Genomic DNA, 11,509 nt, shown 5'->3' with positions numbered 1-11,509 from the left:
ATCGAGAGGAGGTGCAGCGAAGCAAACCGGAGGCGATGCCCCCGGATGAATCCCGCAGCGAAGGAACCCGAGCCTAAGCGAGGGCCGAACGCCGGGGCCAAGCCTTTTGCTTACTTTTCGGCGTCTGGAAAAGTGAGCCGCTGTAAGAGCGGAACCATAAGAAGCCGTTACCGCAGCAACGGATATTCACCCAAAACCCCAAGAAACTGGTCGGCCCAGAGGCCGCCAAGTCAAAGCCGAAAATGCCCAACCATCCCCTTTAGCTCCCCCCCCAACCGCGCCAGCTCAACACTCGAAACCGCATTCCCCCGCATCGCCATCGAAGACTGATCCGCACTCGCACGAATACTCGTCACACTGCGATTGATCTCCTCAGCCACCGAGCTCTGCTCCTCCGCCGCCGCCGCAATCTGCTGATTCATCTGCTGAATCAACGAAACCGCCGCCGCAATACTGCCCAGCGCACTCTCGGTCTGCAGCGCATCACTGACCGCCAGCTTCACCAAGTCACCACTGCTCTGAATCTGCTGCACCGACGAATGCGCCGCCGAACGCAACGCACTGACCAGACGCTCGATCTCCTCGGTGGATTGTTGTGTACGCCGCGCCAACGCGCGAACCTCATCAGCCACCACCGCAAAGCCCCTGCCCTGTTCCCCGGCCCGCGCCGCCTCGATCGCGGCGTTGAGCGCCAGCAGATTGGTCTGCTCGGCAACGCTCTTGATCACATCCAGCACCGTACCGATGTTCTGGATCTGCGCACTGAGGCTTTCGATGCTCGAACTGGCTGATGTCGCCGAATCCGCCAGTTGCTCGATCCGCACCATGCTCTGGCGCACCACCTGCTGCCCGCTCTCGACCTTGGCATCCGCCGTTTGTGCGGCCAGCGCGGCCTCCTCGGCGTTACGTGCCACATCATGCACGGTGGCGGTCATCTGGTTCATGGCCGTGGCCACTTGCTCGGTCTCTTCCTTCTGGCTGTTGACCTCAAGGTTGGTCTGCTCGGTTACCGCCGACAGCGATTGCGCGGAACTGGCCAACTGCTCGATGCCCGCCTGCAAACCGCTGACGATCGTGCTCAGCCCAGTGCCCATCTGCTGCATTGCCAGCATCAGTTGCCCGATCTCATCACGCCGGGTGACCTCCACCCTCGCACTCAAATCCCCGGCCGCAATCTGTTGCGCCACCCGCATCACACTGCGCAACGGCGCGACAATCAACCGGGTGATGACCCACGCGGCAATCAGCCCGACCAGCAATGCCAGCGCCGAAGAACCGATGATCAACACCGAGTTTTTCTTCAATTCCGCCTGCATCGCGCCGTCCTCGGCGCCATACGCCTGATCCACGCGCTCCATCACCTGCGCCGCACGCTGGTGCAACTGTTCGTAGACGGTTTTTTCCTGGGCCAGCAGGCCGGTGTACTCGGCGAGCTTGTCGTTGAAACCGGCGATGTGCCCGGACACTTCATTGAGTACCGTCAGATAGCCCTCATCCTTGACCGTGGTCTTCAACTGCTCGGCCTGAGCCTGCGCCTGGGCGGCCTGCTCGATATTGCCCTTGCCGGCACTCTCGGCATCGCCCTTGCGGCTCTGATCCAGACGAACCCGCGCCTCATTCATCGCCTGCAACATCAGCCGCGACACCTGGCTGACCTGGCTGGCCTGTTCGATGAACTGTGCGCCGTCCTTGCCCTCGCTGTCCTTCAAGGTATACGCGCCATCATCGGCCAGCCCGGCTTGCAGCACGTCCAGGTTGTTGGCCACGCTGGACACCGACCAACTGGCCATTTCCAGCGCCAGATCCTTGGCCTGGGTCAGCGAGACAAACTCATCGAAAGCCTTGCGATAAGCGCCCAGTGCCTGTTCGACATCGCTCATCACCGCCACGTTGGCCGGGGACTGCGCCTTGAGTTGCGCGGCCTGGGCCAGCAAACCGTCTACGCCTTCGTGCAAGGCATCGACGGTTTTCGGATTGCTGTGCAGCGCATAGTCCTGCTCCAGCAGCCGCACCTTGAGCAGTGCACTGTTGAGCGACGACATCTGCTTCAGTCCATCGAAGCGCTGACTGATGGTCTGCAGGGACCAGACACCAATGGCAGCCACCAGCGCAGTCAACAGCAGCACCAGCACGAACCCGATACCCAGTTTCTTCGCCATACCGAGGTTGGCAAAACGTCCTTGCACGGCGGAAATCATTGCGCGTAGTCCCCTGCCAAAGTCTGTTGCCGAAGATTCGCAACGGCCATGGAGCAGCACAAGTCTCTGGCGACGGAATAATGGCAAAAAGCTACGCACGCGTCGTTTTCAGAACGCTTGAGGTCGATTCACACCGGTACTGCGAAAAAACTGCCGGGCCCTCGGATCACAGGCATAGGCCACGTTGATCCGCTGCCACTCACTGGGTTCGCCACTCGGACTGAAGGCCCCCGGGTCGCAAAGGCTGACACCATTGCACTGCGCCTGACTGTGCAAGCGGCCAGTATCGCCCAGCGGGGCACGGGCCCAGATGAACAGGCCGCCACACGGCTTACCGAAAACCTCCCAGTCGGCGTCCTCCAGCGCCTGCAACGCGGCGACCCGATCGGTATTCAACCGTTGACGCTGGCGCTGGACCATTTTGCGATAGGCGCCATTGGCCAGAAGACTGGTCAGCACCGCCTCATTGAAACTCGAAGCGCCCATGCTACTGATCATCTTGATTCGCCCCAGCCGCGCTATCAGCGCTGGCTCGGCGTAGACAAACCCGACGCGCAGCGAGCTGCTCAGTGTCTTGGAAAAGCTGCCGACATAGATCACTCGCTCATCGAGTGCCGCCAGGCGTGTGCCATTGCCATTGTGCAGGTCGGCGTAGACATCGTCCTCGATCACTCGCACATCGTGAGCGTTGCACAACCGCAGGATCTGTTGGGCAACGCCAAGTGTCAGGCAAGAGCCGGTGGGATTGTGGTGGTGACTGTTGATGAACATCGCGACCGGCCGGAACTGCCGCAACAGTGCTTCCAGCGCCTGGGGATCCGGCCCGCTCGGCGTGCGGCGCACTTCCAGCAACTGCACGCCGTACAGGCGCAACAGCTCGAACAGCGGCGCATAGCCCGGGGTTTCGACGACAACGCAGTCACCGGCCTTCAACAATGTGCGCGCGAGCAGATCAAGCGCCTGGCTCGCACCGGAGGTCGTCAGCACCTGTTCATCCAGAGCCTCGACGCCGATCAGCCTGAGGCGTTTGACGATCTGCTCGCGTAACGCCGGCAGCCCCAGCGGGCTGCTGTAATTGAACAGACTCGCCATGTCGGTACGGGCTACCTGACGGATCGCATAACTCAGGTCGTCGGATTCACGCCAGCTCTGCGGCAAGCCTCCCTCGCCGAGTTTCAACCCGCCGTGTGCCTGCCCGCAGTCAATCCCGATCACCCCACGGCCCTGCGCGGCCACCATGAACCCGGCGCCCTGACGCGGGGCCAGAACGCCTTGCGCCACCAGCCGTTCGCAGGCCTCGGCCACACACGACTGACTCAGCAGATTGGAGCGCGCAATCTGCCTGACGGAGGGCAAGCGCGTGCTCGGCGCCACACCGCTTCGCGAGATCCACTCAGTCATGCCATCAACAATCTGCTGTACGACCGGCACCATTGCCTGTCGGTCAATTCTCAATTCCATGAGCACGCAAACTCCTGTCCATTTTGCTGGCGGCAGTAAATCACAGCCGCGTCGCTCAGGCTGTGCGACAACGCCGTCAAAAGCAGCCGTTCTAACCGTTTGATACACATTGTTTAGCGGTTTAACGGAACGGGCGCCCAGCAACAGGAAAACCCGCACTGAGGCGGGTTCCAGAGTATTGCCACTCGGCGTCAGAAAGCCGTGACGCCGCCATCCACGGCCAAGGAATGACCGGTGGTAAACGCCGCGCCATCGCTGCACAGATACAGCACGGCGCTGGCGATTTCCTCGACCTTGCCGATGCGCCCCACCGGGTGCATCGCGTTGGCGAACTCGCCTTTCTTCGGGTCAGCCTCGTAAGCGCGACGGAACATGTCGGTGTCGATCACCGCCGGGCACACGGCGTTGACGCGGATTTTCTTCTTCGCGTATTCGATCGCCGCCGACTTGGTCAGGCCGATCACCGCGTGTTTCGACGCCGCATAAATGCTCATCTTCGGTGCCGCGCCAAGGCCCGCCACCGACGCGGTGTTGACGATCGCCCCGCCGCCCTGAGCGAGCAACAACGGCAACTGGTACTTCATGCACAACCACACACCTTTGACGTTGACGCCCATGATCGCGTCGAACTCGTCCATCGAGCCGTCGGCCAGTTTGCCTTGCTCGATTTCGATCCCGGCATTGTTGAAGGCGTAGTCCAGGCGACCGTAGGTATTGATCACCTCGTCCATCAGATTCTTCACTTCGCTTTCGACGGTAACGTTGCAGCGTACGAAGGTCGCTTCGCCGCCGGCTGTACGAATCAGCGCCACGGTGCCTTCGCCCCCTGCCGTGTCCAGGTCGGCCACCACCACTTTCAAACCTTCGGCGGCGAACGCCTGGGCGGTCGCCCGGCCGATACCGTTGGCCGCTCCGGTGACTACGACCACTTGGCCGGAAAACGTCATGCTCATTGTTATGTCCTCGAAGGGAGAGATGCAGGAGGGATTTGCAGACTCGCAGCATAGTCACCGGGGCCCGTCCCGAGTCAGCACTATCAGAAGGCTGTTTATGCCTTCATCCGTCGCAGTGATAAAAGCCTGTGGGCCACTATCACTGCACTGGATCATTGCGCATTCGCCACATCAGCCGACCTTGCAGCATTGGCCTCGAGGGTCTATCAACAAGGCTTCATTCAGTTCGAGTGCCTGCCATGACCAGTCAGACCAATCGCCAGTTCCTCCTCGCCAAACGCCCGGTGGGGGCTGCGACCCGTGAGACCTTCACCTACCAGGAAGTCCCGGTCGGCGAACCGGGCGCTGGTCAGATACTGGTGAAAAACCAATACCTGTCCCTCGACCCGGCCATGCGCGGCTGGATGAACGAGGGCAAGTCCTATATCCCGCCGGTAGAAATCGGTGAAGTCATGCGCGCCTTGGGCGTGGGCCAGGTCATCGCTTCGAACAACCCGGGCTTTGCCGTCGGCGACTACGTCAACGGCGCCCTCGGCGTGCAGGATTATTTCCTTGGCGAGCCCAGAGGTTTCTACAAGGTCGATCCGAAACTGGCGCCGCTGCCGGTGTATCTGTCCGCCCTTGGCATGACCGGCATGACCGCCTACTTCGCCCTGCTCGACGTGGGCGCACCGAAGGCTGGCGACACCGTGGTATTGTCGGGAGCTGCCGGGGCAGTGGGCAGCATTGCCGGACAGATCGCCAAGATCAAAGGCTGCCGGGTCGTCGGCATCGCCGGTGGTGCCGACAAGTGCAAATACCTGATCGATGAACTGGGCTTCGACGGCGCTATCGATTACAAGCACGAAGACGTGCTGGCCGGACTCAAGCGTGAGTGCCCGAAAGGCGTTGATGTGTATTTCGATAACGTCGGCGGCGAGATCCTCGACGCTGTGCTCAGCCGTCTGGCGCCGAAAGCCCGGGTGGTGATCTGCGGCGCCATCAGCCAGTACAACAACAAGGAAGCGGTCAAAGGCCCGGCCAACTACCTGTCACTGCTGGTCAATCGTGCGCGCATGGAAGGCTTTGTGGTGATGGACTATGCCGCGCAGTACGCCGGTGCCGCGCAGGAAATGGCCGGCTGGATGGCCAAGGGGCAGCTCAAGAGCAAGGAAGACATCGTCGAAGGTCTGGAGACCTTTCCGGAGACGCTGATGAAACTGTTCAGCGGGGAGAATTTCGGCAAGTTGGTGCTGAAAATCTAAGACCACTCAGAAACCAATGTGGGAGCGAGCCTGCTCGCGAAAGCGGTGGATCAGTCGGCAAGGAATTCGACTGACACGCCCTATTCGCGAGCAGGCTCGCTCCCACATTTGGATCTTCGGTGTTGCTTAGGCGATTTCGGCCACGACCGACGCCAGTGCCTTGGCCGGATCCGCCGCCTGGCTGATCGGACGGCCGATCACCAGATAATCGGAACCGGCATCCAGCGCCTGACGCGGGGTCAGGATACGGCGCTGGTCATCTTGCGCACTGCCCGCCGGGCGAATCCCCGGGGTCACCAGTTGCAGCGACGGGTGCGCCGACTTCAGTGCAGTGGCTTCCAGCGCCGAGCACACCAGACCATCCATCCCGGCCTTCTCGGCCAGCGCAGCCAGACGCAGCACTTGCTCCTGCGGTTCGATATCCAGACCGATACCGGCCAGATCCTCACGCTCCATGCTGGTCAGCACGGTCACACCGATCAGCAACGGCTGCGGGCCGCTGCGCTTGGAAAGCTCTTCACGGCAGGCGGCCATCATGCGCAGACCACCGGAGCAATGCACGTTGACCATCCATACGCCCATCTCGGCAGCGGCTTTCACGGCCATCGCAGTGGTGTTGGGAATGTCGTGGAATTTCAGGTCGAGGAACACCTCGAAGCCTTTGTCACGCAGGGTGCCGACGATTTCCGCGGCGCAACTGGTGAACAGTTCCTTGCCCACTTTGACCCGGCACAGTTTCGGGTCCAACTGGTCGGCCAGCTTCAGTGCGGCGTCACGGGTGGGGAAATCCAGGGCGACGATGATAGGAGTCTGGCAGGCGGACATGGATGGGCTCTCAGGCAAGTCGAAATCGGCGCGCATTGTAGCGGAAGCGGCGCCAGCGCGGCACCCGATGATCGGTAAATCGTCGCCGCAAACGTGATCAGCATAGCGCTCGCGGGTATTGTGTCGAATCCGATACACAACCGACACGCCGCCAACAAGCGCCCGCGCTAGCCTCGCCAGCCGCAACACGTCCTTACATCAGCACTTCCCGCCTCACGGCAGGACGCCTATGCTGAAACCACCACCTCGCAGCCCATCTTTGTGGTTGGCGGCCTACTGGCAGATGAACAGCCCCATGCACAACACCCAGACCACCGTGACTGATGAGCAGAAAGACGACAAGCGCTGGAGCATCCGTGCGCTGATCGTCGATGACGATGTGCCGATCCGCGAGCTGATGATCGACTACCTCGCGCGTTTCAACATCCACGCCAGCGGCGTCACCGACGGCGCGGCCATGCGCCAGGCCATGCTGGCGGAACATTTCGACGTGGTGGTGCTCGACCTGATGCTGCCCGGCGAAGACGGCCTGTCGCTGTGCCGCTGGCTGCGCGCCGAATCGGACATCCCGATCCTGATGCTCACCGCCCGCTGCGAACCCACCGACCGCATCATCGGCCTGGAACTGGGCGCCGACGACTACATGGCCAAACCGTTCGAACCACGGGAACTGGTGGCGCGGATTCAGACTATCCTGCGCCGTGTGCGCGATGACCGCACGGAACAGCGCGCCAACATCCGCTTCGACAACTGGCGCCTGAACAGTGTGCTGCGGCAGTTGATCGCCGACGATGGCCTGGTAGTGCCGCTGTCCAACGCCGAATTCCGCCTGCTCTGGGTCTTCATCGAACGCCCGCGCCGCGTACTCAGCCGCGAACAACTGCTGGATGCCGCCCGTGGCCGCTCGATCGAGGCGTTCGACCGCAGCATCGATTTGCTGGTGTCGCGCCTGCGGCAAAAACTCGGCGACGACCCGAAAGCCCCGCAGTTGATCAAAACCGTGCGCGGTGAAGGTTACCTGTTCGACGCGCGAGACATCGGCTGATGCGAGCGCGCTTCGACACGCTGTTCGGCCGCCTGTTTGGCATGCTGTTCGTGGCGATCGTCCTCGCGCACCTGCTGGCCTTTGCCTGGTTTCATCACTATGGGCCACCCCCACCGCCGCCCCCGCCGGAGTTTGCCGAGGGCGTCGACGGCCAACGGCCACCGCCGGATCCACGTTTCGCCCATCGCCCGCCGCGCCCCTGGTTCGGCGGGCCGTTGGTGCCGCTGACCTTCCAGTTCATCTCGCTGATGATCGCTGCGTGGTACGGCGCCAAACTGCTCAGCCGGCCGATCCAGCGCCTGAGCGATGCCGCCGAACGCCTCAGCGAAAACCTCGACAGCCCGCCGCTGGACGAGTCCGGCCCGCGTGAGGCACGACAGGCGGCGCACACCTTCAACCTGATGCAACAACGCATTCGTGAACAGGTGCAGCAGCGAGCACGCATGCTCGGCGCCGTCTCCCACGACCTGCGCACTCCGCTGTCGCGGTTGAAGCTGCGCCTGGAACAGATCGACGACGAAAAACTGCAAGGCCAGATGCGCCAAGACCTCAACGACATGATCGGCATGCTCGACGCCACCCTCACCTACCTGCACGAACAGCGCACCAGCGAAGCGTTGCAGTTGATGGACGTGCAGGCGCTGGTCGAATCGCTGTGCGAGAACGCTCAGGATCAAGGTGCAGACGTTGAAGTCAGCGGCCATTGCGCACCGCTGCAGGTGCAGCCGATGGCGCTGCGCTCGTGCATCAACAACCTGATGGACAACGCCCTGCGCTACGCCGGACAGGCACGCATCGAACTGCAGGATCAACGCGAGCAACTGCTGATCCGCGTGATCGACCACGGCCCGGGCATTGCCGAAGACAAACGCGAGGCGGTGTTCGAACCGTTCTTTCGCCTGGAAGGCTCGCGCAACCGCAACTCCGGCGGCGTCGGCCTGGGCATGACCATCGCCCGCGAAGCGGCGCAGCGTTTGAGTGGCCAGTTGAATCTGGAAGAAACCCCGGGTGGCGGCCTGACCGCAATCATCCGCCTACCGCGAACTTAAGAAACACACCTATCCATCGTGGGAGCGGGCTTGCTCGCGAAAGCGGTGTGTCAGTCGACTTCTGTGTTGAATGATCGGCCGCCTTCGCGAGCAAGCCCGCTCCCACAGGTTTCAGTGGTGTTCACTCCATCGTGTATACCCACCGGTACAAAACCAAAACACCCAGGACATCTTGCCCCTTGAGTCTGCACAAGCCGGTACACCCACCGGTTTTACAGTCCAAGGAGTGAGCCCATGATCGGTAGCGTCAGCAACTACACGAGCTATACCAGCACCAGCAGCACCACCCAGAACGCCCGCAGCCAGCAATTGCAAAAGGAACTGTTCGCCAAACTCGACAGCAACGGCGACGGCGCGGTGGATCAGGACGAACTGAAAAGTGCCCTGTCGCAGAAATCCGACGATGGCCTGCTGGTCAACCTGAGCAAGCAATTCGGCGATCTGGACAGCGACGACAGCGGCAGCCTCAGTGCCGAAGAAATGACCGCGATGGCGCCTCCGCCGCCTCCGCAGGATCAAGCACCGAACACCGACCTCGCTGACGCCCTGATCAGCGCCCTCGACGCCGATGGTGATGGCGCCATCAGCAGCGACGAACTGAGCAACGGCCTGACCAGCGCCGGCAGCAGCGCCGACAGCAACCAAATCTTCTCGGCCCTGGACAAGAACAAGGACGGCACCGTCAGCCAGGACGAACTCACCGCCAGCCTCACCCCACCACCTCCGCCCCCGCAACAAGCCTCCAGCGACGAACTGTTCAGCCAACTGGATGCCGATGGTGATGGCAATATCAGCGCTACCGAACTGAGCAGTGCCCTGCAGGCCAGCGACAGCACCTCGACGAGTAGCACTGATACCAGCGCTGCATTGCTCAAGGTACTGGACAGCGACAGCAGTGGCGGCGTGAGCAGCGACGAACTGAAAGCGGCGCTACAGGCAGGTCGGGAACGCCCGCCCGAAGAACAGACCGCTAGCACCCAGACCACCAGCGAAGCGCTGAACCGGATGATTGCCAACTTGAGCAAGCAGTACTCGCTGGACAATGCTGCGCCGGTGGGGAAATACCTGAATGTGGCGACCTGACCCGATGTCGTGATGGATGATCGTTTCCATGCAGTGGTGTGGGAACGGTCATTTGGGTGTGGCCGTGAGAGGCTGGTTGCCTGATATGCCTCTTCGCGAGCAGGCTCACTCCTACAATTGGATTGAGTACAGGCAGTTAGAGGTTGGTTGGCTGTAAGGCCGCCATCGCTGGCAAGCCAGCTCCCACAGGAAAAGCTAAAGCCAGGCGCATGCTTTTCACCACTCAAATGGCCGAGTGTCAGCTCGCCGAAAGCTCTTGATCTTGACCTACGGGCGACATCGGCAGGCTGAGTGGAGGGATTGATCCGGGGGTGGGAGCGCAGCGACCGTTTGGCGAAGCCAAACACAGCGAGAGGAGGTGCAGCGAAGCAAACCGTAGGCGCTGCGCCCGGATCAATCCCGGAGCGAAGGGACCCCGAGCCCCAGCGAGCGGGCCGAACGTAGGAGCAAGCGTTTTGGGTTACTTTTTAGGCGTTTGTAAAAAGTGACTCGCCGTAAGGGCGAAACCGCCAGCCGCCACACCCAAACCAACGGATATGCCCACAACCCCAAAAAAGCCAGGGCGCCTAAACCCGAGCCTGACTCTTACTCCAATCCGTCAACAAACTATAAGCCACCGCCAACAACGTAGGCCCGATAAACAACCCGATAAACCCAAACGCAATCAACCCGCCAAACACCCCGAGCAACACAATCACCAACGGCAGATTCCCCCCGCGGCTGATCAGATAGGGCTTCAACACGTTATCCACGCCACTGATGATGAACGTCCCCCAGATCCCGAGAAACACCGCCATCCCGTACTCGCCCTTCCAGGCCAGCCAGGCCGTGGCCGGAATCCACACCAATGGCGGCCCCATCGGAATCAGACTCAACAGAAAGGTCACGATCCCCAGCACCAGCGCCCCCGGGACCCCGGCAATCAGGAACCCGACCAACGCCAGAACCGCCTGCGCCGCCGCCGTACCGATCACCCCGTTGACCACCCGCTGTACGGTGCCGGCCACCAGCTCGATGTAATACCCGGCTCGCTCGCCGATCAGGCGCTGCAGCAGACCGTGCACAAACGCCGCCAAGCGCGGCCCGTCGCGATAGAAAAAGAACACGAAGACAATGCTCAATGTCAGCTCGAGAATCCCGCCGCCGATCTGCGCACTGCGCGCCAGCAACCAGTTACCGACCTGCCCCAGATACGGTTTGATCGACACCATCAGCGCTGCGCCCTGCTGATCAATGCTGTTCCAGATCCCCACCAGCCGCTCGCCCACCAATGGCACGCTGCCGAGCCAGACCGGCGCCTCCGGCAGACCATCGACCTGCACATCCTTGATGAACGCCGTGGCATCGCGCACGTGATCGGCCAGGTTGAACCCGAGCCACACCAGCGGCGCCGCCACCAGCAACATCCAGCCCAGGGTCAAAATGGCCGCGGCAAGTGATTCGCGGCCATTGAGCCAGCGGGTCAGCAGACGCATCAGCGGCCAACTGGCGAACGCCAGCACCGCGCCCCAGAACAGCGCCGACCAGAACGGCGCCATCACCCACAGGCTGGCACCGAACAGCACCAGCAGGAGGATTTGCACCAACAGCCGATCGTTATTGAGCATGTACAGTCTCGAAGAAGTCAGTCGGTCAAAGAGTAGGCGAACAC

9 protein-coding genes and 1 pseudogene are annotated in these 11,509 nt (G+C 61.7%); 4 read left to right on the top strand and 6 right to left on the bottom strand.

Annotation, left to right across the window (positions count from 1 at the left end; all coding sequences use genetic code 11):
* Window positions 1-230 precede the first annotated feature (230 nt).
* The 4 genes and pseudogenes from QRN61_RS27740 to QRN61_RS10860 all read right to left on the bottom strand — a co-directional run bounded on the left by QRN61_RS27740 (window position 231) and on the right by QRN61_RS10860 (window position 4,612).
* Window positions 231-935: a methyl-accepting chemotaxis protein gene (locus QRN61_RS27740; protein ID WP_414889529.1), complete on the bottom strand. Its 705-nt coding sequence runs from the start codon at window positions 933-935 to the stop codon at window positions 231-233.
* 204 nt (window positions 936-1,139) lie between these two features.
* Window positions 1,140-1,193: pseudogene (locus QRN61_RS27735) on the bottom strand (hypothetical protein); the annotation flags it as partial.
* Window positions 1,194-2,306: 1,113 nt separating this feature from the next.
* Window positions 2,307-3,659: an aminotransferase-like domain-containing protein gene (locus tag QRN61_RS10865; RefSeq protein WP_285373759.1), complete on the bottom strand. Its 1,353-nt coding sequence runs from the start codon at window positions 3,657-3,659 to the stop codon at window positions 2,307-2,309.
* Window positions 3,660-3,850: 191 nt separating this feature from the next.
* Window positions 3,851-4,612 carry an SDR family oxidoreductase gene (locus tag QRN61_RS10860; protein ID WP_027612323.1) on the bottom strand — a complete coding sequence of 254 codons (762 nt, stop codon included), beginning with the start codon at window positions 4,610-4,612 and terminating at the stop codon, window positions 3,851-3,853.
* Between the two features lie 239 nt (window positions 4,613-4,851).
* Between QRN61_RS10860 and QRN61_RS10855 the strand changes: the two genes are divergently transcribed.
* Window positions 4,852-5,856, top strand: a complete 1,005-nt coding sequence (locus QRN61_RS10855; protein ID WP_027612322.1) for an NADP-dependent oxidoreductase — start codon at window positions 4,852-4,854, stop codon at window positions 5,854-5,856.
* 126 nt (window positions 5,857-5,982) lie between these two features.
* Here QRN61_RS10855 and pyrF read toward each other — a convergent pair whose 3' ends face one another.
* Window positions 5,983-6,681, bottom strand: coding sequence for an orotidine-5'-phosphate decarboxylase (gene pyrF / locus QRN61_RS10850; RefSeq protein ID WP_007968913.1), 699 nt, complete (start codon window positions 6,679-6,681; stop codon window positions 5,983-5,985).
* A 295-nt stretch (window positions 6,682-6,976) separates the two neighbouring features.
* On the opposite strand from pyrF, the gene QRN61_RS10845 reads away from it, so the two are divergent.
* The 3 genes from QRN61_RS10845 (at window position 6,977) to xopAW (ending at window position 9,858) form a co-directional block, all read left to right on the top strand.
* Complete coding sequence (locus QRN61_RS10845; protein WP_027612321.1) at window positions 6,977-7,726, top strand: response regulator; 750 nt, start codon at window positions 6,977-6,979, stop codon at window positions 7,724-7,726.
* Window positions 7,726-8,775: a sensor histidine kinase gene (locus QRN61_RS10840; RefSeq protein WP_285373758.1), complete on the top strand. Its 1,050-nt coding sequence runs from the start codon at window positions 7,726-7,728 to the stop codon at window positions 8,773-8,775. Before QRN61_RS10845 ends, QRN61_RS10840 begins: the two co-directional genes overlap by 1 nt.
* A gap of 234 nt (window positions 8,776-9,009) precedes the next feature.
* Window positions 9,010-9,858, top strand: a complete 849-nt coding sequence (gene xopAW / locus QRN61_RS10830; protein WP_285373757.1) for an EF-hand domain-containing protein — start codon at window positions 9,010-9,012, stop codon at window positions 9,856-9,858.
* A 566-nt stretch (window positions 9,859-10,424) separates the two neighbouring features.
* On the opposite strand, the gene QRN61_RS10825 is transcribed toward xopAW, so the two are convergent.
* Complete coding sequence (locus QRN61_RS10825) at window positions 10,425-11,465, bottom strand: AI-2E family transporter (RefSeq protein ID WP_027612318.1); 1,041 nt, start codon at window positions 11,463-11,465, stop codon at window positions 10,425-10,427.
* Window positions 11,466-11,509: the final 44 nt, after the last annotated feature.

The organism is Pseudomonas sp. lyk4-TYG-107, assembly GCF_030209055.1.
Classification (GTDB): Bacteria; Pseudomonadota; Gammaproteobacteria; order Pseudomonadales; family Pseudomonadaceae; genus Aquipseudomonas; species Aquipseudomonas putida_A.
The sequence above is the reverse complement of the archived record's forward strand: the minus strand, read 5'-3'. Positions and strand labels throughout refer to the sequence as shown.